The sequence below is a fragment of the Cohnella massiliensis genome (assembly GCF_900169535.1).
In the GTDB taxonomy this organism is placed as follows: Bacteria; Bacillota; Bacilli; order Paenibacillales; family Paenibacillaceae; genus Cohnella; species Cohnella algarum.
Map to the genome: position 1 here is coordinate 326,930 of NZ_LT821258.1, position 25,778 is coordinate 352,707.

The 25,778-nt window shown below is 61.6% G+C and carries 21 protein-coding genes; 4 read left to right on the forward strand and 17 right to left on the reverse strand.

Annotated elements, in window-relative coordinates; all coding sequences use genetic code 11:
* Positions 1-201 precede the first annotated feature (201 nt).
* Positions 202-807, forward strand: coding sequence for a C40 family peptidase (locus B7E11_RS11130; protein WP_080834364.1), 606 nt, complete (start codon positions 202-204; stop codon positions 805-807).
* Between the two features lie 137 nt (positions 808-944).
* Here B7E11_RS11130 and cobA read toward each other — a convergent pair whose 3' ends face one another.
* Genes cobA through nirB form a run of 3 tightly spaced genes read right to left on the reverse strand, consistent with a single transcriptional unit; the run spans position 945 to position 4,520 of the window.
* Positions 945-1,721, reverse strand: coding sequence for a uroporphyrinogen-III C-methyltransferase (cobA, locus tag B7E11_RS11135; protein WP_080834366.1), 777 nt, complete (start codon positions 1,719-1,721; stop codon positions 945-947).
* A gap of 42 nt (positions 1,722-1,763) precedes the next feature.
* Positions 1,764-2,075, reverse strand: coding sequence for a nitrite reductase small subunit NirD (gene nirD, locus B7E11_RS11140; protein WP_080834368.1), 312 nt, complete (start codon positions 2,073-2,075; stop codon positions 1,764-1,766).
* Between the two features lie 18 nt (positions 2,076-2,093).
* Entirely contained in the window at positions 2,094-4,520 is a 2,427-nt protein-coding gene (gene nirB / locus B7E11_RS11145; RefSeq protein ID WP_080834370.1) for a nitrite reductase large subunit NirB, read from the reverse strand.
* Between the two features lie 338 nt (positions 4,521-4,858).
* Between nirB and B7E11_RS11150 the strand changes: the two genes are divergently transcribed.
* Positions 4,859-5,479, forward strand: a complete 621-nt coding sequence (locus tag B7E11_RS11150) for an ANTAR domain-containing response regulator (protein WP_080834372.1) — start codon at positions 4,859-4,861, stop codon at positions 5,477-5,479.
* Positions 5,476-6,522 carry an anthranilate phosphoribosyltransferase gene (locus tag B7E11_RS11155; protein ID WP_080834374.1) on the forward strand — a complete coding sequence of 349 codons (1,047 nt, stop codon included), beginning with the start codon at positions 5,476-5,478 and terminating at the stop codon, positions 6,520-6,522. Before B7E11_RS11150 ends, B7E11_RS11155 begins: the two co-directional genes overlap by 4 nt.
* A gap of 194 nt (positions 6,523-6,716) precedes the next feature.
* On the opposite strand, the gene B7E11_RS11160 is transcribed toward B7E11_RS11155, so the two are convergent.
* The 5 genes from B7E11_RS11160 to B7E11_RS11180 form a co-directional block, all read right to left on the reverse strand.
* Positions 6,717-7,856, reverse strand: a complete 1,140-nt coding sequence (locus tag B7E11_RS11160; protein WP_080834376.1) for a pectinesterase family protein — start codon at positions 7,854-7,856, stop codon at positions 6,717-6,719.
* 21 nt (positions 7,857-7,877) lie between these two features.
* Positions 7,878-8,855, reverse strand: coding sequence for a LacI family DNA-binding transcriptional regulator (locus B7E11_RS11165; protein WP_080834378.1), 978 nt, complete (start codon positions 8,853-8,855; stop codon positions 7,878-7,880).
* 154 nt (positions 8,856-9,009) lie between these two features.
* Complete coding sequence (locus B7E11_RS11170; protein ID WP_080834380.1) at positions 9,010-10,611, reverse strand: extracellular solute-binding protein; 1,602 nt, start codon at positions 10,609-10,611, stop codon at positions 9,010-9,012.
* 48 nt (positions 10,612-10,659) lie between these two features.
* On the reverse strand, positions 10,660-11,541 hold the full coding sequence (locus tag B7E11_RS11175; RefSeq protein WP_080834382.1) for a carbohydrate ABC transporter permease: 882 nt from the start codon (positions 11,539-11,541) through the stop codon (positions 10,660-10,662).
* A gap of 43 nt (positions 11,542-11,584) precedes the next feature.
* The gene (locus B7E11_RS11180) at positions 11,585-12,502 is read right to left on the reverse strand and encodes an ABC transporter permease (RefSeq protein ID WP_080834385.1); all 918 of its coding nucleotides are present in this window, start codon (positions 12,500-12,502) and stop codon (positions 11,585-11,587) included.
* 296 nt (positions 12,503-12,798) lie between these two features.
* Between B7E11_RS11180 and B7E11_RS30635 the strand changes: the two genes are divergently transcribed.
* The gene (locus B7E11_RS30635; protein WP_080834387.1) at positions 12,799-14,004 is read left to right on the forward strand and encodes a ParB/RepB/Spo0J family partition protein; all 1,206 of its coding nucleotides are present in this window, start codon (positions 12,799-12,801) and stop codon (positions 14,002-14,004) included.
* Positions 14,005-15,037: 1,033 nt separating this feature from the next.
* Here B7E11_RS30635 and B7E11_RS11190 read toward each other — a convergent pair.
* From B7E11_RS11190 to B7E11_RS11230, 9 genes are all read right to left on the reverse strand, one after another.
* Entirely contained in the window at positions 15,038-16,126 is a 1,089-nt protein-coding gene (locus B7E11_RS11190; RefSeq protein ID WP_080834390.1) for a mannose-1-phosphate guanylyltransferase, read from the reverse strand.
* Positions 16,127-16,242: 116 nt separating this feature from the next.
* Positions 16,243-17,193, reverse strand: a complete 951-nt coding sequence (locus tag B7E11_RS11195; protein WP_176220697.1) for a class I SAM-dependent methyltransferase — start codon at positions 17,191-17,193, stop codon at positions 16,243-16,245.
* Positions 17,190-17,915, reverse strand: coding sequence for an acylneuraminate cytidylyltransferase family protein (locus tag B7E11_RS11200; protein WP_080834394.1), 726 nt, complete (start codon positions 17,913-17,915; stop codon positions 17,190-17,192). The genes B7E11_RS11195 and B7E11_RS11200 overlap by 4 nt, the downstream gene beginning before the upstream one ends.
* Positions 17,902-18,942 (reverse strand): Gfo/Idh/MocA family protein, encoded by a 1,041-nt coding sequence (locus B7E11_RS11205; protein ID WP_080834396.1) that lies wholly within the window; start codon positions 18,940-18,942, stop codon positions 17,902-17,904. The genes B7E11_RS11200 and B7E11_RS11205 overlap by 14 nt, the downstream gene beginning before the upstream one ends.
* A 5-nt stretch (positions 18,943-18,947) precedes the next feature.
* On the reverse strand, positions 18,948-20,657 hold the full coding sequence (locus B7E11_RS11210) for a thiamine pyrophosphate-dependent enzyme (protein ID WP_080834399.1): 1,710 nt from the start codon (positions 20,655-20,657) through the stop codon (positions 18,948-18,950).
* The gene (locus B7E11_RS11215; RefSeq protein ID WP_080834401.1) at positions 20,654-21,601 is read right to left on the reverse strand and encodes an NAD(P)-dependent oxidoreductase; all 948 of its coding nucleotides are present in this window, start codon (positions 21,599-21,601) and stop codon (positions 20,654-20,656) included. The genes B7E11_RS11210 and B7E11_RS11215 overlap by 4 nt, the downstream gene beginning before the upstream one ends.
* A 4-nt stretch (positions 21,602-21,605) precedes the next feature.
* Positions 21,606-22,769, reverse strand: coding sequence for a UDP-N-acetylglucosamine 2-epimerase (gene neuC, locus B7E11_RS11220; protein WP_080834403.1), 1,164 nt, complete (start codon positions 22,767-22,769; stop codon positions 21,606-21,608).
* Positions 22,766-23,818, reverse strand: coding sequence for an N-acetylneuraminate synthase family protein (locus B7E11_RS11225; RefSeq protein ID WP_080834405.1), 1,053 nt, complete (start codon positions 23,816-23,818; stop codon positions 22,766-22,768). Before B7E11_RS11225 ends, neuC begins: the two co-directional genes overlap by 4 nt.
* A gap of 36 nt (positions 23,819-23,854) precedes the next feature.
* The gene (locus tag B7E11_RS11230; protein WP_245809681.1) at positions 23,855-25,765 is read right to left on the reverse strand and encodes a motility associated factor glycosyltransferase family protein; all 1,911 of its coding nucleotides are present in this window, start codon (positions 25,763-25,765) and stop codon (positions 23,855-23,857) included.
* Between the last annotated feature and the right edge of the window lie 13 nt (positions 25,766-25,778).

The following is a 25,778-nucleotide window of genomic DNA, read 5'->3' on the forward strand; positions in this document are numbered from 1 at the left end:
CGCGATTTCGGCATAACGGACCCGCGAATGTTTTTGGGCCTAGACTGTGGTCGAGGACGTCGACCGCCTTCGGACCGCAGGCGGATCGGGCTTGCGGACGCGGCCGGATCGGAGCGTGCGGATGCGGTGGCAACATTTGAGGGTTACATCCGGCCGCCGGCCTGTGTTAGCGTATAGGTACTACCTGATGGAGGTGCTGAAATGAAACTTCTTGGACTATCGATACTTGCTTTCGGGATCGCGGCCGCGGGTTCATTTGGCGCATCCGCCGGTCATGCCGCGGCGGCGCCGGCTGCGAAATTCGCAGACGTCGGCCAGGCGAACGAACAAGGCAACATCGCGAATGCGGCAACTCCGGCTGCCGATTCGTCCAAAATAGAGCAAGTAATTGCCGAGGGCATGAAATATAAAGGAACTCCTTATGAATTCGGGGCGGACCGGGAGTCGGACGCGGCGTTCGACTGCTCCTCGTTCCTGCGCTGGATTTTCAGGGAAACGCTCGGCGTCACGCTGCCGGGCGATTCTAGGGCCCAGGGCGACTACGTGAAAAACAACGGTTCCGTCGTCACGGACATCGGCCAGTTGAAGCGCGGGGATCTGGTGTTCTTTATGGAATACAAAGGCGGAGACGAAGGCGACTATGCGGGAATCGACAAATCGAGCGAACGCATTACGCACGTCGGAATTTACCTTGGCGACGGCAATTTGCTGCACACGTACTCCGTCGAAAGCGGCGGCGTGACCGTCACCTCGATCGTGGGCAATTCGTGGGAGCACCGCTTCCTGTTCGGAGGCAGCGCGCTGTAAAAACGAAAGAAGCCGTTCCGAAAGGTCAAAATGGACCTTAGGGACGGCCTCTTCTGTCTAAAGGGGACGATATTTTGCTTCGATCCCGTATCGGGCCCCGTCGCGCGGGGCAAAATAACGACCTCCCGCTATTTCGGCTACCCGATTCGAGACCTGACTTCCTCGTCGAGCCGAAGCAGCCGTTCCCGCACCTTGACGACTTCTCCCACGACGATGAGGGCGGGGTTGCTCAGCTTCATGGCCGCCGCCAGCTTTTCGACGTTGTCCAGCGTGCCGGTCCAGACCCGCTGACCGCTTGTCGTTCCCCGCTCGATGAGCGCGACGGGCGTCTGCCGGTTTTTCCCGTAAAGCAGAAGCTGCTCGCGAATATGGCCCAACTGGCTGACGCCCATATAAATGACGAGCGTATCGACGCCGTCCGCAAGCTTGTCCCAGCGGACGGGGGCGTCGTGATCGTGGCAGCGGCTGCCGGTGACGATGGCGACGGATGCCCCGAGCCCCCGATGCGTCAACGGTATGCCGGTTGAAGCGGAAGCTCCGATGGCCGACGTGACGCCGGGCACGACTTCGTAAGGAATGCCCGCCGCCGCCATGGCCAGCGCCTCCTCTCCGCCCCGGCCGAAGACGAACGGGTCTCCGCCTTTCAGCCGGACGACATGCTTGCCCTGCGAGGCGTGCTCCATCATCAGCGCCTGAATCCGCTCCTGCGGCATCGCATGCCGGCCCGGCGCCTTTCCGCAATAGACGCGAACCGCATCTTCTCTTGCATAGTCGAGCAGCTCCTCGCTAACCAGACGATCGTACAAAAGGACATCGGCGGCCTCGATCCGCCGCAGCGCCTTCAGCGTGATCAGCTCCGGATCTCCCGGCCCCGCTCCGACGATCGATACGTACCCGGGCTTGTTTCCGGCCATCGCTCCCGTCCTCCCCTTGATCCGAATCAGGCTTTCGCCGGATTACAGCTTAACGTAGATCGACCCGCTCGCCGAATCGACTTCGACGTCGAACGTCGTGACGCAGCCGGTATCCGGCTCTTGCACGCGCCCGTCCCGCAAATCGATTTTCCAGTCGTGCAGCGGGCAATGCACCGTGCTTCCGCACACCATGCCTTCCGAAAGCTTCCCCGCTTTGTGCGGGCATTTGTTTTCAACCGCCAGAACGTCTCCGTCCGAGAGCCGAAACAGGGCAATTTCCAAATCGTCCACCCGGACGGTCCGCGCGCCCTTTTTATCGATTTCCGCGACGTTCCCAACCAGCAGCTTGTTCATTGTAATCCTCCCCTCGGCTCAAACGGATGCCGGAACGCCGGCGAGCGGTTCGAAATTTTTGCGCAATTCCTTTTCTTCGACGATTTCCTTCCACGGGTCCTTCGTTACGCCGAGCGCCGTCTTGATTCTTTCCTGAAGCGCAAGCCGGTCTTCCTTCTTTTCCAATGCCTGCTTGATGCTGTCCAGGCCGACCCGTTCCACCCAGTTCGAGGTCCGTTCGTTCCATTGCGCGTTTTCCCGGTAATATTGAAGGAACGCGCTGGCCCATTCGACGACCTCGTCCTCCGTTTTGACGACGCAGAGCAGATCCGTCGCCCGGACGTGAACGCCGCCGTTGCCGCCGACATGCAGCTCCCAGCCGCCGTCGATCGCCACGATGCCGAAATCCTTGATGGTCGCTTCCGCGCAGTTCCGCGGGCAGCCGGATACGGCCAGCTTCACCTTGGCGGGAGTGTTCAGGCGCTCGAACTCTTTTTCCAGCCGAATGCCCATCCCCATCGCGTCCTGGGTGCCGAAGCGGCAGAAGGTCGATCCGACGCACGTCTTGACGGTGCGAAGGGCCTTCCCGTATGCGTGTCCGGAGGGCATATCCAGCTCTTCCCACATTTTGGGGAGATCTTCTTTTTTCACGCCGAGCAGGTCGATCCGCTGTCCGCCGGTAAACTTGACGAGCGGCACTTCGAACTTTTCCGCCACTTCCGCGATTTTCTTCAGTTCCGCGGGGGACGTGACCCCGCCGTATATGCGGGGAACGACCGAATACGTTCCGTCCTTCTGGATGTTGGCGTGATACCGCTCGTTCGTGAACCGAGATTCTTTCTCGTCCTTGTATTCTTCGGGCCAAAGCATGCCAAGATAATAGTTCAGGGAAGGACGGCACTTGGAGCAGCCTTCTTCGTTGTTCCACTCCAGGACGTTCATCACTTCTTTGATCGTTTTCAGGCCCATGCGCTTGATTTCGGCGACGATTTCGTCCCGGCTCAGCGTCGTGCAGCCGCAAATGCCTTCCTTGACGGACACGACTTTATCGCCGGCATAAATTTGCAGCAGCTCCGCGACTTCCGGCTTGCAGCCGCCGCAGGAAGCGGAAGCTTTCGTGCAAGCTTTAATGTCGCCGACGCTCGTGCAGCCTTTGGAAAGAATCGCGTCCTTGATCGCGCCTTTCGAGACGCCGTTGCAGCCGCAAATGATTTCGTCGTCCGCCATCGCTTCCAGACGGCTCGCCGAAGACTCCGATTGGCCGCCGGCCGCGATGCCGAGCAGCTCCTTTTCCCGGCCCTTGATCGATTCGCCCTTTTTAATGAGAGAAAACAGCTTGGCGCCGTCGCCGGTATCGCCGAACAGAACCGCTCCGATCAGCTTGTCGTCCTGAATGACGAGTTTTTTGTAAATGCCGTCGATTTCGTCCTGGTAACGCAGCGAACGGGCACCCTCCGGCTCCTTGAAAACGCCCGCCGAAAATACGTTCACGCCCGATACTTTGAGCTTGGTCGACGTAACCGAGCCCGCATAGCCTTCCGTCTCGACTCCCGCAAGCCGCTTGGCGAGCACGGCCCCCTGCTCGTAAAGCGGAGCGACGAGCCCGTAGAAAATTCCCCGATGCTGGGCGCACTCGCCGACGGCATATACGCCGGGAACGCTCGTTTCCATATAATCGTTGACGACGATGCCCCGGTCCACCTCGATGCCGGAGGCCTTCGCGAGCTTGACGTCCGGCCGGATGCCGACCGCCATGACGATCAAATCCGTTTCGATTTGCGAGCCGTCGGCAAACTTCAAAGCCTGCACCCGTTTGCGGCCGACGATCGATTCGGAATGCTTTTTGAGCAAAAATTTCATGCCCTGGCTTTCAAGCTCCCGGCGCAGCATCATGGAAGCGGCCGTATCCAACTGGCGGTCCATAATATGTTCGTGAATGTGCACGACGGAGACGTCCATGCCCAAATTGAGCAGGCCTCTCGCCGCTTCGAGCCCGAGCAGGCCGCCGCCGATGACGACCGCTTTTTTATACGTTTTGGAGGTTTCCATCATGATTTCGCAATCTTTAATATCCCGGAATCCGATCACGCCCTCTTTGTCCGCGCCGGGAAGGGGCAGCATGAACGGATTGGAACCGGTGGCCAAAATGAGGGAATCGTACTCCGCTTCGGCTCCCTTGTCGGAAAAAACCTTGCGCCGCGCCGTATCGATGCGAGTGACGGCGTGCCCCATAAACAAGCGGATGTTGTTTTCCGAATACCAATTCAAATCGTTAAGAATGATATCCTTCATATCCGCTCCCCCCGCAAGCACGGAAGACAGCGCGATCCGGTTATAATTCGGGTACGGCTCGGCTCCGAAAATCGTGATGTCGTAAGCGTCGGGCGCCAGCTTCAGCAAATGCTCGATCGCGCGCACCCCGGCCATTCCGTTTCCGACGAGAACCAGTTTTTGGCGGTTGGTCATGCGTTTCCCTCTCCTCTCTGTATCCGCAAAACATAAAAGCCCGCTCCACTTCGCGGGGAAAACAGACGTTTCCCATCGCTTGAAGTGAAGCAGGCTCCATTGCCTCTTCTTTCGAATACCCCTTTGTATTCGTGAAATGATTCGGTTTTATTATGAAAAATATACACTATCGCTTCGAAAACGTCAATAAAAATCACATGAAAAAAATGATTTGGGCAAATTATCGACAAAAGCAAGGGGTTTGTGTTATATAAATTAACGCAAGACTTTTTCGTCACGAAATTGCAACATAAATAGGCGTTTATTATTAGATACCGATAAGAAAGGGGCGTCGGTTCATGCATTCCCTGCTGGTTATTTATAATAAGTCCACAGCACCGGAACGAAAGCCGTCTGCCGAATCCGTTTCGCTGCCGGAAAACCTTCTCCGTTCCTGCGGTTATCTGGTCGAGACGGCGGATGATCCATCGCTCGCATTGGACCGGGTGCGCGACGCCGACGCCTCTATCCTGCATATCCCGATATCGGATATTCAGTCCTGGTCGAGCTCCCTTTTGCAAAAAAAGATCGTTCCCATCCTCTGGTGGTGCAGCGATTCTACCGCCACCTTGTCCGTCGAGGCTTGCGAAGACCGGATTATGGTGGACGGCATCTTGTCCCCGTCCATGCTTCCGCAGGAGGTTCATTGGGCCCTGCATTTCGGAGCCAAGCAATGCTTCGAGCGCCAGCAGTGGAACAAGGAACGGGAGCAACTTCTGTCGCGCCTTGAGGAACGGAAGTGGATCGATATGGCCAAGGGCGTGCTCTGCAAAGTCAAAAACATTTCCGAATCCGAAGCTTACGACCTCCTTCGCAAGCAGGCGATGAACGAGCGAAAGCGAATGGTCGACGTCGCCACCTCGATCGTCAAAGTTTACGAGCTGCTGCAGGATCAAAAACAAGGGAGGGCGAAGAAATGATCCATCTGCTGAAGGAAGTCGCGCGAGGCAAGCGAGGCGCCCGGGACCTTACTTACGACGAGGCCTTTCAGGCTGCCGAATATATCTTGAACCTGCAGGCCACGCCCGCGCAAATCGGAGCGTTTCTCGCTGCCGAGAGAATCAAGCTGGAAAGCGTGGAAGAACTGGAGGCGTTCGTGGCCGTCTGCCGCAAATATGCCGAACGCCGGCCCGTTCACGAAGGAATCGATTTCGCCGGACCGTACGACGGCCGCAAAACTTCGTTTATCGCGACCTTTCCGACCGCCTTCCTGCTTGCCGCCGCCGGGATGCCCGTTACGCTGCACGGGTCCGCGTCCTTGCCGCCGAAATGGGGCGTCACGCTGCTCGATTTGCTGAAGGAAGCCGGCATAAACGCGGCGACGCTGTCGTCGGAGCGGTGCGTCGAAGCCGCGGCGCAGACGGGCGTTCTGTTCGTCCCGACGGAGCAATGGTGTCCGCCGCTGGCCCGGATTCGCCCGCTCCGCCAGGAGATCGGCATGAGGACCATCTTCAATACGGCGGAGAAGCTGATCGACTTTTCGTTTTCTCCTTACCTTGTCTTCGGCATCTACCACAATACCGTGTTCGACCGCCTCTCGCGGCTGATGGTCAAGCTCGGCTACAGAAAAGCGCTGATCGTCCAAGGCGCGGAAGGCTCCGAGGACTTGTTCATCGATCGGCCGACCCGCGTTTACGCGGTTGAAAACGAAGCATTCGAGCTGAACATCGTCGACCCCGAGGCGATCGGCCTGGAAACGGAAGTTCCCGAAACGCAGTGGAACGCCCGGGAGCAGCTGAGCACCGCGGAAGCGGTGCTGCAAGGCGGCGGCCACATGGCGTTCTACAATCAGGTATTGCTGAACGGCGCCGTGAGGCTGAGCCTGACGGGCAAGGTCAAGTCGGTGGAGGAAGGGCTGTACACGTGCAAGGCGCTGCTCGACAAAGGCGACGCCTGGGACGTATATTCCCGTTGGAAACAGGCGATGCTCGGCAACGGAACCCGGGAGGCGAGCACCGTTTGATTGCTGCGGCTGGCCGCAGGGCGCCGCAAGCGGCAGTCTGCAGGGGCCGACCCTCTTGGCGCCGGTCATGCGGATCGGCCGGGAGCGAACCGGACATTGGGAGCCGGCCTCCGCATTTTCACGGCAATACCGATTCGGACCGCCCGTAAGGGCGGTCCTTTTCGCGTTTGCGATTCTCTGCGTCCGAAACTCGCTTATCCGCCGCCAAATTCGAACATGCCCGGCTTTGCGGCAAGCGGGTTCCAGCCGTCCGCGCCGGCAAGCACCCGGTCAACGGTCATATCGTCCGCTTCCTCGCTCGTCAACTGACGGCTCCAATCGACCCGCGCGGCCGCCGTCCGCCCTTCGGGCGCGGGGCCGTTCGCGGCTCCCGCCCGGCCGTGTCCGCCCGGAGCGCCGGGGCCGGCGCAGCCGTATTCCGCGAATCGCGCCGTCCGCCGCGCGCCGGGCTTGTCCCAGTCGTGCCAGCCCTCCGGCCGGATATGCGCCCCCATGTCGCACCGCACGAACGCCGCGCTCGCGAAATCGCGCCAAGGGCGTCCGAGGTAGACGGAGCGAGGCGGAGCGTCGCCGGTCAGACGGCACGACAAAAACAAATAGCCGAAAGCCGCGTCCTCCGGAGTCGACGGCGCCGCAATCCAGCCGTGAACGCGGTCTTCTCCGTCCTCCGGCGATTCCCGGCGGGCTTTCGAAAACAGCTCGCACCGGTTGAACACCGCCGTCGCCGACCCGAAAATGAAATCGACGTCGCCCTCGATGTAACAGTCCTCGTAGTATTGGCGCGAGGGCCGGCGGGGAGCTCCTTCTCTCGGGCCGCCGAACGTCGCCCGTTCGACCGGGCTCGGCGGCAGCGGCCCCGTAAACAGCGTATCCTGCCACCCGATCAGTCGGCACCGCCGGAAAACCGCCCGGTCGCCGTCGGCGTACAAGGCTACCGCCTGTCCGACGTCCTCGCCGCGGCCCGCGCCGTTGACGATCGACAAGTCTTCCGCGATGAAATCGTCCGCGCCCGCGAACAGCGTATACGTGTTGAACGTGTTGTACGGTTCTCCGTCCGGAAACGTCTTCAAGGCGTAATCGTCCCACCGGATCGCCGTCCGATCCGCTCCCTCGCCGATCAGGCTGACTTTCCGGCGGTCGATAAACACCTTTTCCCGGTATTCGCCCTGACGTATGAAAATCGTCACCCGTTCCGGAAAATCCGGAGGGATCGCGTCGACGGCCGCCTGAACGGACGCAAAGTCCCCGCTGCCGTCCGCCGCGACGACGAAGCTGCGCCTCGCCGCCGTTTCCGCAAGGTGAAACGCCGGATTCCGGTCCCTCTCATGACTCATCGCCGATTTCTCCCCCTCCCGCTATCTCTCTTCCTTGCACGCCGCGACCGAATTCCGCTGCTGGATTCGCGGCCGAACCACGATCGGGTATTCCGCCGGCTCGTCGCGAATCAGCGCCACGATCAGCTCCGCCGCTTGGGCGGCCATCTCGTCCAGCGGGGGGCCGACGGTCGTCAGGGCGACCTCGGCGTTTTGCATTTCCGGCAAATCGTCGTAGCCGATCAACGAAATATCGTCCGGCACATGGAAGCCCGCCTCAAGCAGCGCCCGAAGCGCCCCCCTCGTTACCAGGCTGTTCAAGCCGATAAACGCGGTCGGCGATCCTTCCCCGAACGGGAAACGACGCACGGCGAAATAGCCGTCTTCCCAGCTCGAGTGCGCCGGCAGCACGTGGTCCTCCGAGAACCCGAGCCCCAGGCGCCGAAGCGCTTCCTTGAAGCCTTCGAGCTTGATGTCCTGCGAATTGCCGATGAAGCCGATTCTGCGGTGGCCGAACGCGTGAAGAAATTCCACCGCTTTGTAAATCCCTTCCTTCCGGTCGATCATGATGTAGGGGGAGTTCGGATTGTCATCCGCGCCGAGCGAGAACCAGGGAATGCTCAGGTTCGAAAAATCCTTCATGAAATCGTTATGCTTGCCGGGCCGATAGTCCCAGAAGATGCACCCGTCGACCCGCAGCTGGCTGAAAATTTCGTAGCCGTCCATCGAGACGACGAGAATCATCTGATAGCCCCGCTTTCTCAGCTCCTGGTGCAAGCTTTTGGACATATGCGCGAACAGCGGGTTGCTGCTCAATTCGTCAAGGACAAACCCGATAATATTGCTTTTGCCGGAGGAAAGCTGGGTGGCCAAAATATTTTTCCGGTACTGATGCTTTTCGGCGATTTCCAGCACCTTCTTCCGCGTCGCCGGCTTGATGAGAGGATTGCCGTTTAGCGCCTTGGACACCGTGCTGTAGCTTACGCCCGCCAGCTTGGCGATATCCTTGATCGTGATCATCGCTTGCGTTCACGCCCTTTCCGACCGAACCGTCAAACTTCTCCGTTACCCTAACAATACCGAAATTTCCCCTCGAAGGCTAGCGCTTTCAAAGCGGGCGGAGAAGTGTCTGCCGACGCCTCCCCGCGCCGCTCTCCATTCCGTTCGGCTTTTGTTACGCGTTGGCGGCCAAGTACCGGTCGTACTGCGCCTGCTTGACCTCGATCACTTGCTCGATGCCCATTTTTTGCAGATTGGCGATGTATTTGCCGAAATTGCCCAGGTTCTCCTGTCCGGTGATGAACTTGTAGTGCATTTCTTCGACGTACGTCGAAATATCCGTCATGTACTGGCTCTCCACGCTCGCTTCCTCCGGCAGGGCGTAGACGAACGGGAACGGCGCTTTAATATACTTTTCCATCTCCTTGTCAATTTCCGCATGCCACGGCGCCACCAGCACGTCCGTCGATTCGGTCGATTGCGAGTTCGGCAGGTTCACCGGGCCGATGCCGAGCTTCTGGATGAAGTCGTTGCTTTTGCCCTGCTCCGTAAACCGCTTCTTGCCGTCCGCGATTTCGTACGTGACGCCTTCGATCCCCCAGGTGTAATACGTCTGCGCCTCTTCCGAAGAAGCGTAGTCGAGGAATTTGAACGCAAGCTCCGGGTTTTTGGCGTTTTTGGAGATGCCGAAAATGCCGCTGACCGGCGTCCGGCCGACGTAGAACCGGTCCCCGTTCGGTCCGGCCAGCGGGGCGATGCCCTTGATCAGCGGCACGTTCGGGTCGTAATCCTCGAACAGCGGGCTGTACACCATCGACGTGTACCAGCTGAAGTTAAACGTGGCGCCCGTGACGTTCTGGGAAAACCGCGAGGTCACCTGATCGCTCGTCGCGCTCGCGAAGTCGACCGGCAGCAGCCCTTCCCCGTACAAGCCGTTCAAATACGTCAAATAGTCCTCGTATGCCGGCTCATAGTAGCCGAAATGCACTTTTCCCGCGTCGTCCGCGTAAAACTGGGTATACAGATCCATGCCGAACGAGGGCCCGAACGCCATCGGCAAAAACTTCGGATCGAGCGAGAACGGAATTTCGTCCGCCTGGCCGTTCCCGTTCGGGTCGTCCGTCTTGAATTTGCGCAGCATCTCCGTGAACTCGTCGAGCGTGGCGGGCTCCTTGAGGCCGACGGCGTCCAGCCAGCGCGTGTTGACCATGAACAGCGGCATGTAGTTTTTCGTCAGCACCCGCTGCGGCACGTAGTACATCCGGCCGTCGGGCGTCGTCAGGCTTGCCTTGATGTCCGGATTTTGCTCGTACAGCTTTTTCAGATTCACGCCGTATTTTTCGTAATACTCGTCGATCGGAAGAAACAAGCCGCTTTTAATGTACTTCATCAGCTGATCCTGGTCGGGCAGATAGACGATATCCGGGAGATCGATGCCGGAAGCGAGCCGCGGACTGACCGCATCGGCGTAATTTTGCGGCGGCAGCAGCTGCCAGTCGACCGTCACGCCCGCCTTGTCGACGATCGTCCGGACGATTTCCGCCGTGGCCAGGTCGACGTTCGTCGTCCAGGCGTTCGTCGCAAGAATCGTCAGCTTCTCCGGCGCGTCGGTTATCGGCCCCGAGCCCGTATAGACGTAGCTCGACGAGGACGCCCCGCCGCTTGCCGGCGTCGCGCTCCCCTTCTCTTCGCTTCCGCCGCCGGAGCAGCCGGCGACCGCCAATGCGAGCAGCGCCAGACCTGCCGCGCAGACCAACCCTTTTCTTCTGTTTGCCATTTTTCTTCCCTCCTCGTAGTTTGGAAAGCTATATACAGAAAAGGGCGGCTACCCTTTTACTGCCCCGAGCGTAATGCCCTTGACGAAATAGCGCTGGATGAACGGATAGATCATGACGATCGGCACGATGCTGACGACGATCGACACATAGCGAACCTGCAGGGTCGACACCGCGAGCGCGCTCGTCGACGTCCCTCCGCCCATCTTCTGCATAATTTCCGGCGACGCCATGACGAGCACCCGCCTAAGGAAAATTTGCAGCGGCTGCAGCTCCTGATTGCCTAAATACAACAACGCGCTAAAAAAGTTGTTCCAGTGGAACACGGCATAATAGAGCCCGAGCACCGCCAGCGTCGGCTTGATGATCGGAACCGCGATCCGGTACAAAATCGTCAGGTCGTTGGCCCCGTCCAGACTGGCGCTCTCGAATATTTCGCCCGGAATGCTTTCGAACGCCGAGCGGCAGATCATGACGTTAAACGTCGAGACGAGCACGGGAAGCACCATCACCCAACGGGTATTGTACAAGCCGAGCGAGGTGATGAGCATGTACGCCGGGATGAGGCCGCCGGAAAAGTACATCGTGAACGCGATGAAAAAATTGAGCTTGCGCCGCAAAAAGAACTTGGCGCGGGACAGCGGGAAAGCCGCCAGGCACGTGGCGAACAGGTTCAGCGCCGTGCCGACGACGGTGTACCAGATCGTGTTGTAGTAGGAAGTCCAGATTTCCTTGTACTGCAGCACCATTTTGTAGCCGTCAAACGTGAAGTCGACCGGAAACAGCCACACTTGCTGTTTGTCGATAGCGCTTACAGAGCTGAACGAAACGCTGAGCACGTACAGGAACGGATAAAGCGTGGCGATGACGGCCGCAACGGTCATCAGATAGACCAGCGAATAGTACGTGCGGTCTGCCGGCGATTTTCTCATTGAATTGGCTCCTTTGCCTCGAGATGGGGCGGGAATGGCCGCATTACCATAACGACAGGTTCGTAGCCCGCCTTGACAGCGCGTTCGCCGCAAAGACGAGGATGAACGTGACGAGCGAATTGAACAGGCCGATCGCGGCGGCAAGCCCGAAGTTTTGTCCTTCGATGCCCATCCGGTAAACGTAGGTCGACAGGACGTCCGCCGTCTCGTAGGTCGAGCCGTTATAAAGCAGATACACCTTCTCGAACCCGACGCTCATCAGTCCGCCGAGCGACAGCAGCAGCAGAATGACGATCGTCGGCTTGATGCTCGGCAGCGTCAGATGCCACAGCTCCTGAAACTTGTTGACGCCGTCGATTTTGCCGGAATCGTACATTTCCGGATCGATGCCCATAATGGCGGCGATGTAGATGATCGAGCTGAACCCGAAGCTCTGCCAGATTTCGGAACCGGTGAAGATGGCGCGGAACCAGCCCGGCTCCATCATGAAGTTGATTTTTTCCATGCCGAGCCTGGCGAGAAACGAATTGACGATGCCGTCCGTCGGCGACAAAAAGTTGATGATCATGCCCGCGATGACGACGGTGGATATAAAGTGCGGCAAATATGTAACCGTCTGGGCGAAGCGCTTGAACGCGCGGTTTTTAATTTCGACGATGCAGACCGCGAACAGAATCGGAATCCAGAAGCCGAACAGCAGCGGGTAAAAAGCGAGCAGAAACGTATTGCGGATAAGCCGCCAGAAGTAAATCGAATCGGCAAACTGCCCGAACCACTTGAGCCCGACCCATTCCCCGCCCCAAATGCCTTGCCCTGGAGCAAAATCCTTGAAGGCGATTACAATTCCAGGCATCGGCAAATACATGAATACGGCGTAATAGACGAAGATGGGAGCAAACATCAACAGCAAATATTTATCCCGTTTGATCAGATGAAGCAGTTTCGGCTTTCGATTCTCCATCGTGCCGGCACTCCTTGTTCCCGTTCCGCGGCGCGAATCGGTTATTTTACAACGTTTGAATTTTAATCCGAAACGAAAACAAAAAAATTATGAAAAGTATCGTTTTTCCACCCCGTTCCCTCCAATCGACCTTTAATTACAACGTTGTAATTATAGCGCGATTTGAAGCGCTTTCAATTATTGTGTTTTCATTCTACCAGCGGCTGCCGTTTTATGCAATAACAATTTCGAAATATGACGAAACGACTTGTCCGATATATAATACATATATTGCCACTCTAAAACAGGAGATGCCCATGGACATTGTTCAAATCGACCTGAGCCTTATCGACGAAGACAAGCATCAGCCCCGTTCCCGCTTCGACGAGGAGGCGTTGCAGGAGCTGACCCGCAGCATCGAACAGCTCGGCCTGCTGTCTCCGATCAAGGTGCGGAAAGCGGAAAACGGAAGGTATACGATCATTTACGGCAACCGGCGCTATCTCGCCTGCAAGACGCTCGGACTTCCCTCCATCCCCTGCATCGTCTCTGCGGCGACGGACGCGATGGAAATCTATCTGGAGCAGGTCGCCGAGAATTTGACGCGCGAAGGCTTTTCCCCGATCGAAGAGGCGGAAGCTTACCATAAGCTGCTGCACGAATCCGCGTTCAACAGCTCGCTCAAATATTTGGGCGCCAAGCTGGGCAAAACCGAAAGCTATATCAAGAAAAAGTGCGACCTGCTTAACTTCGGACCGGCCGTGCGGGAGTTGATCGTCAAGGGAACCGAAATCCGCAAGGACCGGCTGACCGAGGATCAGGCGTTGCCGCTCAAGGACTTGCCGATGGAGTACCGGGATTCCCTCGCCTTGACCGCCGCGCGGGACGAGCTTCCCGTCGGCGACATCAAGCGGATCGCCCGCCTGTTCAAGGATCCGGACATCTCGGACGCCACCAAAGCCAAGCTGCTGTACAAGACGGGACCCGCGCTGCTGGAAACGTGGTCGGTATACGAGAGCAACAAGGCCGAACGCGGCAAAAAGCCCGAGCCGAAGGCCCGAGCCGGTACATCGGCCGGACGGGAGGCAACAGGCGGACCCGGGCAGGAAGCGGCCGAACGGGAAGGCGGGGACGGATCGGCGCGGGAAGCGGCCGGAGCCGGGGCGCAGGAGCCCGCGGGCGCGGCGGAGAGCGGGACCGATGCCGGCGGACCTGCCGCCGCCGGCTCGGGTGCCGCCCCGGCCGAAACGGACGGAACGGCGCGCGGCGGCGGCGAAACGCCTGCATCCGCGGAGGCCGCCGTCCGGGCCGGAATGCAGGCGCTGCTGGCCGCGCTGTCGGCAGCGGAGCTCTCCGCGGAAGCGCTCGAGCGGGCGGCGGAGTCGATGGACCCGGCGGCGCGGGAAGCTTTTGCCGAGCAGGTGCATGCGCTGACCGGGAAGCTTGAGCTGCGTCTGGCGGAATGGACGGCGGCCGGGAATCGGATTGCCGGAAGTCGTTCCGCGGATTCCGCGCGCCTTTAGCGGGCGGCGGCGACCGCCGCCGTTTCGTCCTGCGGACGGGTTTAAAACGCTTGCCGTACCGTTCGTACTTCATCGGCAATCAAAGGGGCTGTGCCGCGGCGGATGTTGTTCCGCGAGCGGCGCAGCCCCTTGCTATGCGCAACCGAGTGCACCACATCCGCGCCCCCAGCGCCGGATTCCCTCCATGTAGCGCACTGGATGCACCACATTCGCGCCCACAGCGCGGGATTCCCTCCATGTAGCGCACTGGATGCATCACATTCGTGCCGCCAGCCCCGAACTCCCTCCAAATAGCGCACTGGATGCACCACATTCGCTCCGCCAGCGCCGAACTCCCTCCATGTAGCGCACTGGATGCACCACATTCGCTCCGCCAGCGCCATACTCCCTCCATGTAGCGCACTGGATGCATCACATCCGCGCCCCCAACGCCGGATTCCCTCCATGTAGCGCACTGGGTGCACCACATTCGCTCCGCCAGCGCCAAACTCCCTCCATGTAGCGCACTGGATGCATCACATTCGTGCCGCCAGCGCCAAACTCCCTCCATGTAGCGCACTGGATGCGCCACATTCGCTCCGCCAGCGCCGAACTCCCTCCATGTAGCGCACTAGATGCACCACATTCGTGCCGCCAGCCCCGAACTCCCTCCATGTAGCGCACTGGATGCGCCACATTCGCTTCGCCAGCGCCGAACTCCCTCCATGTAGCGCACTGGATGCGCCACATTCGCTCCGCCAGCGCCGAACTCCCTCCATGTAGCGCACTAGATGCATCACATTCGCTCCGCCAGCGTCGGATTTCCTCCATGTAGCGTACTGGATGCATCACATTCGCTCCGCCAGCGTCGGATTTCCTCCATGTAGCGTACTGGGTGCACCACGTCCGCGCCGCCGCCGGGTCCCCCATACGCAGCGAACCTGACGCCGCTTGCGTCTACTCCGTGCGGATGCTTCCAAGCCGGCCCGCCCAAAGCCTGTCCCGCCTCGTTCCCGTTTGTGCCGAAAAGGCGGAAGCTCCGGCCCGCCGGGCTTCAGGTCCCGCTGTTCTCGCTGTTCTCGCTGTTCTCGCTGTTCTCGCCGTCCTCGCTGTCCCCGCCGTCCCCTTTGCTCTTCAAGCTCTGCAGCACTGTCTTGATGCTCTGCTCCCTCGACTTGTGACAGACCAGCAGTCCGTCCGCCGTCGATACGACGATCAGATCGCTGGCCCCGATGACGATCGTGCGGGCGCTTTCGGAGAACACGATGTTGTTCCGGCTGTCCACCGTTTCCACGAAGCCTTCCTTGACGTTGCCGTCGGCGTCGGGAACCCGAACCCGTTCCAGCGACGTCCAGCTGCCCACGTCATCCCACTCGAACCGGGCGGGAATCATATAAATGCGGTCGGCTTTTTCCAAGATCGCGTAATCGACCGATAGGCCGGGCAAACCCTTGTAGACGGCGTCCAGCCGGTCTGTCCCTTCGTTAAGCGCAGTCCACATGTCCGGCTGAAATTTCGCCATATAATGCGCGACGGTCGACGGCTTCCAGACGAAAATGCCGCTGTTCCAAAATACATGGCGTTGCCGGACCAGCTTCTCGGCCGTTGCCGCGTCCGGCTTTTCGATAAAGGATGAAACTTTGAAGACGCCGTTCCCGCCCGGCAATTCCGACGCGCGGATATAGCCGTAGCCCGTCTCCGGGCGGGTCGGCGCAACCCCGAGCGTCACGATCGCTCCCTCTTCCTCCGCCACGGAGGCGGCCTGGCGGAGAGCGGCGCCGAGCGCCTTCTCGTCCCCGATATGATGGTCGGACGGAATCGTCGCGAACACGTCGCCGTTGCCCCGAGCCAAGAAGGAGAGCGCGATCAGCGCGATGCCGGGAGCGGTATCCCGCTGCTCCGGCTCTACGATCATCCTTTGCTCGTCGATGCCGGGCAATTGCTCGCGAACGAGCGAAACGTATTTTTGCGCGGTGGAGACGTAAATGTTCTCGCTCGGCAGCCACGAACGAAGGCGCCGGTACGTTACCTGCAGCATCGTTTCTCCGCTCGCCGTCAGCTCCAGAAACTGCTTCGGCTTGGCCTCGACGCTTCTCGGCCAGAACCGGTTGCCTTTTCCGCCGGCCATAATTACCGCATTCATCCGTATCACCCCTTGGCTATTCTATGAAAGGGGGGACGGGACCGGCTTGGACTTCTCCCCGGATGAGCGCGGCCGAAGCGCCCTTTTCCCGATCGGACAGCGGCGGGCGCTTCCGGTCAATCCCGCTTTTTGCGGGCGATGAAACCGATTTTCGACGTCATGCCGAGCTCTTCCAGCAGCGCCTTATACTCCCGGTTCACCCTGCGCAAGAAGCCGTTCAGCCTGGCCCCGGCATCCGGATCGGCCTCCCGCCGCAGCGGAAAGGCCGGCTCCCCCATGCCGTCCTCTGCGCTCGGCTGGGGCTTGTCGCTCAGCGCCCAGTTCATGTGATTGACAAAGTGATAGTCCTGCGAATAAAAGACGTCGCCCTCGAGCCCCGCCCGTTCCATCAGCAGCCGTAAGCCGCGATCGCCGAAGTAGAACAGATGGGCGCTGCGAAAATAGAAACGCCTGTAATTCGGCAGCTCGAACGCCGAGACAAGCGCATCCCGCAAATTCGGCACTTCGACGCACAGAACCCCGTCATCCTTCACGTACTCTTTCATTTGCAGCAAAAACGCCAGCGGGTCCTCGACATGCTCCATTACCTGAAAGGAGCAGACGACGTCGAACGAGCCTTTCGGCAGCGGCGTCTCGGGCAAATAGCCCGCATAAACCGGGCAGCCGCACGCGCGCGACGCAAAGCGGGCCGCCTCCGGATCCGGCTCGACGCCGGCCAACGCCTGGACCTTGTCCTTGATCCGGTACAAAAAAGCGCCCGACGAGCAGCCTACGTCCAAAACGGACGCTTCCTTGCGCAAGTAGCGCTCGATCCGCGCGATCCTGTCCTCCTGGAACCGGGCGGCGATGTCGAACAGCCGGCCGGCATCCGCCTGTTTGCGCAAATCCGGCTTGTATTCTTTCCTGTACGCGTCCCGATAGTACGCCTTCAGCTCGTCGCCGGTTTTCCGGTCTTCGAGATAGCCCGCGTCGCAATCCGGGCAGTACAAGACGCGGAGCGGTTCCCCGTTCCGCAGGCGGTCGGTCAGCATTTGCGGCTCCTTTTGTCCGCATAACGGACAGTTCATCGGCGCCTCGCCTCCTTTTTTCCGCGCTTGCGAAGCAAAAAATCCGCCCATTCGAGCTCGACGGGCTCGTCGATATTGACGACCTCGCGGTCGATCGGAAGCGGCAGCGTGCGATCCGTCACGATTTTTCGCTTGTTCAAAAGGCAATCCCTCGTCAGCGCGTAGCAAACGCCGTTGCGCCAGTACTTGTCGTCCAGCGCCTGCCGATAGGCGATTTCGGCGCCGTCCCGCTCGTAAAACGCAAGCTTGCCTCCGTCCAGGCCGAATATTTTCCGCGGATGGAATTTGGACGGCAGCGCGCTCACCGTCACGACCGAATCCGCCTGCGAGCGGATGAGCAGCTCCGTCGCCCGCTCCACGTCCTCGGCCTCCCGCAGCGGACTCGTCGGCTCGATCAGCAGCACGACGTCGTAGGTTCGGCCGTACGCCCTTTCGGCTTCCGCCAGCGCATGAACGGCCGTCTCCACCGCCCCGGCCGTATCCCCGCTCAATTCGGCGGGGCGAACGAACGGGGCGTCAAGCCCGTAACGTCCGCCTTCCTCGATGTATGCCGGACAATCGGACGAAATCACCTTGGCATCGAGCCACGGCAGCCGGCTCAGGCATGTTCCCGCATGGCCGATAAGCGTAAGTCCCGACAGCTTGCGCATGTTTTTGCCGGGAATGCCTTTGCTTCCGCTGCGCGCCGGAACGATGGCGATGACGCTTTTATTCAGATACATAGCTTTCACCGTCCTTCCCGACGGAACGAAGCTCCGCGGAGCGGCCGCTTCGCGAGCTTTGCCGGCACGCCTCGACGACCTCCATGACGTTAAGCCCGTCCCGAAGCGCGCACGCCGGCTCGGCGTCTCCGCGGACGATATCCAGAAAATGCCCGGCAAGCCGCAGAAACATCTCGTTCCGCTCATGGCCGAAGCGGATTTCCTTCCAGTCCGGCCCGGCCCCGAGCCCGATGCGGACGGCATCCGGTTCGAACGTCCAGACGAGCGTTCCGCTCTCGCCGACGATCCGAATCGTTTTCTCGTGCGGCCGCCCGTACAGATCCAAATGGATTCGCGCGCGAAAGCTCCAGTCGTATGATGCCAAAATGTCCACATGATCGTCGGTTTCGATTTCAAGCGAGCTGATGCGCTCGACGTTGGCGTATACGCTTTTCGGCATGCCGAAAAGCCAGACGAGCAAATCGATGAAGTGGCTCTCGTCGAGCAGGGCGCCGCCGCCCAGCTTCTCGCTGGCCATAAAAAACTGCTGATAGGGCTCCCACGGATGCCAATCGGCGAGATGGGCGCTCATGACGAAATCGGCGTACAGCGGCTTGCCGATCGCCCCGCCGCGAAGCATGTCGCGCAAATGGACGATCGAGGCCCACCACCGGTACGTGTAGCCGATCAGCAGGGCGGGGGACGCCGGACGGCCCGCATCCGAAGCCGGGAGCCGCCGCGCATCGGCAAGCGACGGGGAGAGCGGCTTTTCCAGCAGCACCGGCTTGCCCCGCTGCAGGCATTGCAGGCATTGGTCGACATGGAAGGCGGGAGGCGAGGCGATGACGACGGCATCGAAATCGTCCGCGCGCCACGCCTCGTCCAAGGCGGCGAAAGCGTGCGCGAGCTCCGTCTCTTTCCCCGCTTCGTCCAGCCGGTCCCGGCGGGGGTCCATGGCGGATACGCGGCAGCCCAAGGAAGCGAAGTTGCGCAAGTGCCGCTTGCCGACCGATCCGGCACCGAGAACTAGAATATGCTTGGCAGGCATTTTTTTCACCTCAAATTTACCGTCATCGACGTATATCGGGCCTTGTCGAACGCCAATTCCAAAAAAAACGGAGCCTCCATCCGGTCCGGGTCGATTCGCGCAAGCGCCCGCCGCAGCTGCCGGACGCTCTCCGCCCGCGCCGCTTCCCAGCCGAGCGCGGCCATCGGCCGGTACCAGCTCGAATCGGCGATTTCCGCCGGGTGTCCGCCCGGCGGCATGCCGGCTCCCGGACGGCCGGTTTCCGGACGGCCGGTTTCCGGACGGCCGCCCGTCGGGACGCCGCCGACCGTTCGGGATGCCGTCGCCCGCCGGATCGAGCCGTACCCCCCGTCGGTCATGTACAGCACGACAAGCCTGAGCTTGCAGGCGACGGCCAGCTTCAGCTCGGCCAGATAAGGGCGGATGCCGCCGTCGCCGGCGACGCAAACGACCGTCGCGTTCGGATGGGCGACGGCCAGGCCGATGGCGGAAGGCACCGAAATGCCCATGAACCGGCCGTTGCCGCTGCCGCAATATTCGAAAGGCCGTCGCGCCTTCCATACCGTTTCGGCGACGGTGCAGAACAGTCCCGTGTCCGCCGTCAGAATCGTTTCCTTGCCTTCCAGCCGCTCCTGCGTTTCGCGCAGCGCGGCCGCCGGAAGCCACGAGCCGCGAAACAGCTCGCGGTCCACGTCCCGCCAGTAGGTCCGGAGATACTCCGCCCCCCAGCTTTTGGCGGAAAGGGCCTCCGCCAGCTCCGCGCACGCGGCTTCCAGATCGTCCGCATGCGCGACGGCCGACGCCCCGAAGCCCGCGTTCAGCCCGGGAGCGGCATGGTCCGCGATCACGATTTCGGCTTCGGTCAGCGCCGTGCGCACGACCTCCGTATTTCGGAGGCCGATGCCGACGACGAGGTCCGCTTCCCGCAGAACGCTTCGCTCCGGCGACAGCTTCGCGATTTCTCCGGTGACGATGCCGCCGTAAAAATCGCTCCGCTCGTCGACGCACCCTTTTGCGGCCGCCGTCGTCAGCACCGGCACGCCGATTCGGTCCCAGCGGAACGAACCGAGCCGCCGGGCCGCCACCGAGCCGAGAACGATCGCCGGCCTCTCCGAGCGCCGAACGGCTTCGAGCGCGCGCTCCAGCGCCCGCCTCCCGCCGTCCGATCCGGCCGCTTCGCCCGGTTCGCCCGGTTCGCCGCAAGCCGGCAGGCCCGAACCGACGGCCGAAAAGCAACGGACCCCGGCCGCGTCTTCCGGCTCTTCGGCGATGTCCAGATGGACCGGACCCGGCGTCTCCCGGGCGGCGAGCTCGGCAAGCGATCCGACGACGCGAAGCTCGCGGTCCAGCCGGGCATACCCTTTCGCGGCCGCGCTTGCCAGCGCGGCATGGTCGGCCCGCTTGTGCATGGCGTAAGCCGGGGCGGCGGACGGATACGATTCGCTCACTGTAAGCGCGGCCCTCGCCTCGTACCGGTTGGCGAGCATGCCCGGGACGAAATTCGCAAGTCCCGGCCCTTTAATGCCGATCGCCGCCGCCCGCAGCCGGCCGTCCCGGCCGCACGCCCCGGCCATCAGCGCGGCGGCCGCTTCGTGGGCGGCCGGATAGTACGGAACGCCGAGCTCCGCGAGGCACGCGATCAGATCGTAGCTGATCCCGCTGCCGGCGACGCCGAAGGCGTGCCGGACACCCGCGCGGACCAGCTCCCCGGCGAGCCGGCGGGCCAGCTCGCTCATGGCGCGCCTCCTTCGCAGTAATCGCGGATGCGCCCGCAGGCGAACGCGACGGCCCGCTCGACCGTCTCCGGACAGTAGCCCCCGATATGCGGGGTAACGATCATACGCTCCGATTGCCGGGCGTATTGCCACAGCTCGCTCCGGCCGATGTCCGGTTCGTCCGCCAGCACGTCGAGCCCGGCCGCGGCAAGCTTGCCCGAGCGGAGCGCCTCGAGCAGCGCCCGCTCGTCGACCACCTCGCCGCGCGACGTGTTGATCAGGACCGCTCCCGGCTTCATGCCCGATATTTTGTCCGCGCTCAGCAGCCCTTTCGTCTCCTCCGTCACGTGAACGTGAACGCTGACGAAATCCGATACGGCCAGCAGCCGGTCCAGCCCGGCCCGTTCCGTCCCCGGCGGAAATTCGTCCGCATACGGGTCGTAGGCGACGACCTTCATCCCGAACGCATCCGCGTACTTCGCCATCCAGGTGCCGATGCGGCCCATGCCGACGATGCCGAGCGTTTTGCCGCGCAGCATGACGCCCGGATAACGCTGCCGGTTCCATTCGCCGCGCAGCGTTCCTTCGATCGCGCCGCGCAGCCGCCTGGCGCACGCGAGCAGGAGCAGCCACGAATGCTCGGCCGCCGGCGTCAGCTCGCGCAGGAACTCCGTTTGCCCTTTCAGCGTCAGAAGCGGGATGCCCCGCCGCCGCAGCGCCTCGGCGTCGATATGGGTCGCCCCGGTCGTCGCCGTCGCGACCAGCTCAAGCGCCTTTGCCTTCGCGATCGTTTCCTCGGTCAGCCTCGTCTTCATCGAGGCGTCCAGAAACACCGCGCACCGCTCGATTTCCGGAAGCAGCGATTCCGGTTCCTCGCCGGGAGCGACAACCTCGAATCGCCCGTTCATCTCCTTCTCCACGATGCCGACGGTTTCGGGCGGTCCGCTGTACACCAACCGCTTCAATCGATCACACCCCCGTCGCCTTTTCTTTTCCGTACGCCAGCCTTTTTTGGCCGTAAGGGCGCAGCGTCGCGATTTTGTCCGCGATCCGCGCCGACACGCCGGGCTTGCCGTACAAGCCGCTTGGCGGATACCGCCCGTGGGCGAGCTGCGCGGCAATCGCCTCCGCGATCGCCTCCCGGATCGGCTCTACCCGCTTTACCGCCCCGCTCCACTCCCTCCCGTCCTGCCTGGAGCCGACCAGCACGACCGGCGTCCCGAGGAAGGAAGCCTCCCGAACGAAGCTGGAGGAATTGCCGACGCAGCAGGCCGCCTGCCGCAGCAGCGGAACGTAGTCCTCGGGTTCGAAATTTTTGAACGCGTGCAGCGGAACGTCGCGGTTGAATTCGCGAAACCGGCGGATCGCGCCGGAAACGGAATCCGCGCCCGCGTCGATGTTCGGCCACAGCAGCACGATTTGCATGCCCGTCTCCTTGACGGCCGCCAGCAGCTCGTTCATCTGATCTTCCGCCGCGGCGAATTCGGTCGTGACGGGATGGAACAGCGTCAGCAGATACGGCTTGCCGAAATCGATTTCCGCCCCGACGCCCGCGGCGGCGATGCGCTCGGCCGGCACGTCCCCGGAAGCGGCCGCGACGACGTCCGCGCTCGGGCAGCCGAGCGGAAACACCGTCTCCGGCCGTTCCCCCATCCGGACGATGTACCGCCCCGAGCGCCTCGTGGCCGGAAAATGATAATGGGCGAGCTTCGTGATCGCATGGCGCGTCGCCTCGTCGATCGAACCGGTCACTTCTCCGCCCTGCAGATGGATGAGGCACAGATTCTGGTACACGGCGGCGATGGCGGCCGCGAGCGCCTCGTACCGGTCGCCGATCAGCAGGACGAAATCGGGATCAAGCTTGCGAAAAACGCTGGAAAACTCGATAATGCCGAGTCCGATCGATTTCGTCATCGTGGCGGGCAGCGAACCGTCGATTTCCAGATACACCTCTTCGTCAATCGGAAACCCGTCCGCTTCCACGACCTGCTTCGCCTTGCCGAACCGGTCGAGCAGCATCGTTCCGGCGCAGACGACCTGCATCCGGACGCCGGGACGCGTCCGCAGCTCGGCCATGACCGGCTTCAAGCGGCCATAATTGGCGCGGTCCACCAAAACCACGCAAATGTTCAACGCCCGTCGCCCTCCTCTTCCGCCGCAAAATCGGACTCGCCGAACGGATGATCGGCGGGCACGGAGCGCCGCAGCCTTTTGCCGATCAGCTCGCCCAGACGGTCCGGCGAAAGGCCGCCTCCCGGCTTTTTGACGGCGATCATGTCCTCCGTCAGCACCGTGCCCGCCTTCAGGTCCGATCGGGCCACGAGGCTGCGGTAAAAAATCGCCCGCAGATCCCCGAACCGGCCGGCCGCCGTTTCCTTATCGACCGGAGAGTCCCGCATCCTTCGCATGAATTTGACGCCCTCCGCGAGCTGCCTCAGCCGCTCCGGCGTCAGCGAAGCCGGCACGTCCGGTCCGAACGCGCGCTTGGACAGCGTGATGTGCACCTCGATCATCGAGGCGCCAAGCCAGGCGGCCGCCAGGCCCGGATAGATTTCGCCCGAATGGTCGGACAGGCCGACCGGGCAGCCGTACCGCTCCCGGTAAAAAGAGAGCAGATTCAGGCCGACGCGCTCCGGCGGACACGGATATTCGGACGTGCACTGAAAGACGACGACCTCTCCGCCCGCCTCCCGGATCCGGCCGACGCACGCGTCCAGCTCCTCCAGCGTGCACATGCCGGTCGACACCAGCATCGGCTTGCCCGTTCGCAGCATCCGATCGATCAACGGCTTGTTCGCGATTTCGCCGGAAGCCACCTTCCAGAACGGAACGCCGAGCTCCTCCAGCCAATCGACCGCAAGCGGCGAGAACGGCGAACTGAAGAAGATCAGCCCCCGCTCCTCCGCGTGCGCCTTCAGTCCCCTCCATTGCTCCTTCGTAAACTCCATCCGTTTCCAATAATCGTAGCGGGTGGCGTCCTGCCGGCTGAACTTGACCCTCCACGGCTCGCGGGACGTGCTCTCCTCCGAGGCGATATGCGTCTGGAATTTGACGGCGTCCGCGCCGGCCTCGGCCGCCGCGTCGATCAGCGCGTGCGCCGTGCCGAGGCTGCCGTCGTGCGCCTGCGCGATTTCCGCCACGACAAGGCATGCGTCCCGCAGGATAGAAGGCGGATTTGTCACCCTGATCTCCCCCGTTCCTTTCGCATCCTATCTTATTCATTCCGGCGGCATGCCGTCTCTCCATGAGCGGATGCTTCCGGCCGCGTCGCGAAAATGGGAGGCAAGGCTTCGGCACACCAAACCGAGCCAGCCGAAAAGTTCGGCCTGCATGCCCAGCGAAGCGTCGCGCTTTTCCCGGGAACGGGCGGGCCCGAGCTCGTTCAAGGGGTGAAGGCCGGCGAACAGCGCCTGTTGAAAATACGTCATATGCAGGTGCGGATCCAGAAACAGCGGCAGCGCTTCGAGCGCGAAGTCGGCGGATTCGCCCCGCCGTTCGCCTTGGGAGGCGGAGACGGAATCGGGTCCGGCTTCCGGCCCCCCGATCCGCCGCTCGCACCGCTCCTGCTGCCGGGCGCAGAACGAATCGAGCGCGTCGTAGATCGCCGCATACTTTTCGAGCTCGACCTGAAGCGTCCCAAGCCTCCGTTTTCGGCTTGCGACGTCCACCGCCCGCTTCGCGTCGCGAACGACCTCATGCAGAGCGACCGGCAGGTCCCTCGCGCAATAAGCGTCGATCGCGCGCCCCAGCGGCACGTATTTCGCGCCCTTGATGACGGCGCCCGCTTCCGTCGCATTCAGCACGGCGACATGCGGATTTTCCTTGATCATCTCGGCGAAGATCAGCTTGAAATGGTTCCACTTCGCGTTGGAACGGACCGTTCGCCCGTCGTTGCCCCGCAAGTAAACGTCCGGCGACGCCTTGATGCGTTCGACCGTTTCCCGCTGCGAAGCTTCCGCATACACCGACTGCCTGCTGTGCGTCTCCCCGCCGGGGCCGTACGCGAGATCCTGCCCGACCAGCACGACCGGATTCGCTCCCATGTACACCGCGGCCTCGAACGCGAGATGCGCCGAGCTTCTTCCGCCGAAAAACGCGCTGCCGTCCCCGATCGCCCCGTTAACGAGCCGGCTGTCGGAATCGAAACGGCGAAAAATCGGAATTTTCGGCCCTTCGAAAGACGCGAAAATGCGCGGGTCGATGACCGAAAGACCGAGCAGCGCCAGCTTTTCCGGATACCGGTCGCGTTCGAAATGACGCCGATAGCTTTTCTCCGAACGTTCCGAAACGCAGATCGCATCGGGCACGATCCCGTTTTTCATCAGCGGCGCGATCGCCGATTCGCTGCACAGGATAAGCGCTTTGCCGACCGCCCGCTTCAATTCGGGAATGTCCTTGTCAAGCGACGGGCCGTTCGCGATAATGAAGGCCGGTACGCCCTTGAACTTGTCTTTCAGGCAGCTTGCGTACGGATTTTCCAGCACTTCGGGCAAATTTGCGATCGTCTGGCGGAACCCGAGAACGGAGTCGTAATGGTCGTTTCCGATTTTTTTCGTTTGCAGGGCGAGCAGTTCGAGCGCGCGCGCATGAATTTGAACGTATTCCCGCTTGAACAGCCGCGCTTCCGGAGCGAAGGCAAGCGTCGGCGCCGTCAGAAAAAACAGCTCCGGCTGCGAAATCAACCGCGCGAACTCCGGCGAAAACGAATCCGGCCGCCCGACGAAAAAGGCGAACTTCCCCGTGCGGAATACCGGCTCCAGATCGACGTGGGCAAGCATCGCCGCGAACAAGGGCAGGCTCCGCTCGAACACGAGAACGAGCGTGTCCGGATCCTTTCGTTCGGCGATTTCCAGCAGCGGGTAGCCGAAGCCGCAGCCGTATACGAACAGGGCGCCGACCTCGCCGAACGGAATTTGGCCGCACCAGCGCTTCGCCTGGTCCTGCGGCCGCAGGCTGTTGATTCGAAACGTTCGGCCGCCTTCGGCCATGCTGCAGACCGGATGCCCGTCTTCGGACCGGGCGACGGCGATCCCGCTTCGGATTTCCTCCGGGTCCGCTTCCAGGATGCGCCGCCGCAGCGGCGCCGGAAGAAACGCCGCGTTCCGGGCAAACGTTTCGTTCCGCCTCAAGTCCGGATGCTCC

What these genes read in the sequence shown, in the direction of transcription:
- B7E11_RS11175 (WP_080834382.1), bottom strand. Translation starts at nt 11,541, where the DNA reads ATGAGAAAATCGCCGGCAGACCGCACGTACTATTCGCTGGTCTATCTG.
- B7E11_RS11155 (WP_080834374.1), top strand. Translation starts at nt 5,476, where the DNA reads ATGATCCATCTGCTGAAGGAAGTCGCGCGAGGCAAGCGAGGCGCCCGG.
- B7E11_RS11130 (WP_080834364.1), top strand. Translation starts at nt 202, where the DNA reads ATGAAACTTCTTGGACTATCGATACTTGCTTTCGGGATCGCGGCCGCG.
- nirB (WP_080834370.1), bottom strand. Translation starts at nt 4,520, where the DNA reads ATGACCAACCGCCAAAAACTGGTTCTCGTCGGAAACGGAATGGCCGGG.
- B7E11_RS11210 (WP_080834399.1), bottom strand. Translation starts at nt 20,657, where the DNA reads ATGAGCGAGCTGGCCCGCCGGCTCGCCGGGGAGCTGGTCCGCGCGGGT.
- B7E11_RS11180 (WP_080834385.1), bottom strand. Translation starts at nt 12,502, where the DNA reads ATGGAGAATCGAAAGCCGAAACTGCTTCATCTGATCAAACGGGATAAA.
- B7E11_RS11195 (WP_176220697.1), bottom strand. Translation starts at nt 17,193, where the DNA reads ATGAACTGTCCGTTATGCGGACAAAAGGAGCCGCAAATGCTGACCGAC.
- B7E11_RS11200 (WP_080834394.1), bottom strand. Translation starts at nt 17,915, where the DNA reads ATGTATCTGAATAAAAGCGTCATCGCCATCGTTCCGGCGCGCAGCGGA.
- B7E11_RS11205 (WP_080834396.1), bottom strand. Translation starts at nt 18,942, where the DNA reads ATGCCTGCCAAGCATATTCTAGTTCTCGGTGCCGGATCGGTCGGCAAG.
- B7E11_RS30635 (WP_080834387.1), top strand. Translation starts at nt 12,799, where the DNA reads ATGGACATTGTTCAAATCGACCTGAGCCTTATCGACGAAGACAAGCAT.
- B7E11_RS11170 (WP_080834380.1), bottom strand. Translation starts at nt 10,611, where the DNA reads ATGGCAAACAGAAGAAAAGGGTTGGTCTGCGCGGCAGGTCTGGCGCTG.
- B7E11_RS11190 (WP_080834390.1), bottom strand. Translation starts at nt 16,126, where the DNA reads ATGAATGCGGTAATTATGGCCGGCGGAAAAGGCAACCGGTTCTGGCCG.
- B7E11_RS11165 (WP_080834378.1), bottom strand. Translation starts at nt 8,855, where the DNA reads ATGATCACGATCAAGGATATCGCCAAGCTGGCGGGCGTAAGCTACAGC.
- B7E11_RS11160 (WP_080834376.1), bottom strand. Translation starts at nt 7,856, where the DNA reads ATGAGTCATGAGAGGGACCGGAATCCGGCGTTTCACCTTGCGGAAACG.
- cobA (WP_080834366.1), bottom strand. Translation starts at nt 1,721, where the DNA reads ATGGCCGGAAACAAGCCCGGGTACGTATCGATCGTCGGAGCGGGGCCG.
- B7E11_RS11150 (WP_080834372.1), top strand. Translation starts at nt 4,859, where the DNA reads ATGCATTCCCTGCTGGTTATTTATAATAAGTCCACAGCACCGGAACGA.
- nirD (WP_080834368.1), bottom strand. Translation starts at nt 2,075, where the DNA reads ATGAACAAGCTGCTGGTTGGGAACGTCGCGGAAATCGATAAAAAGGGC.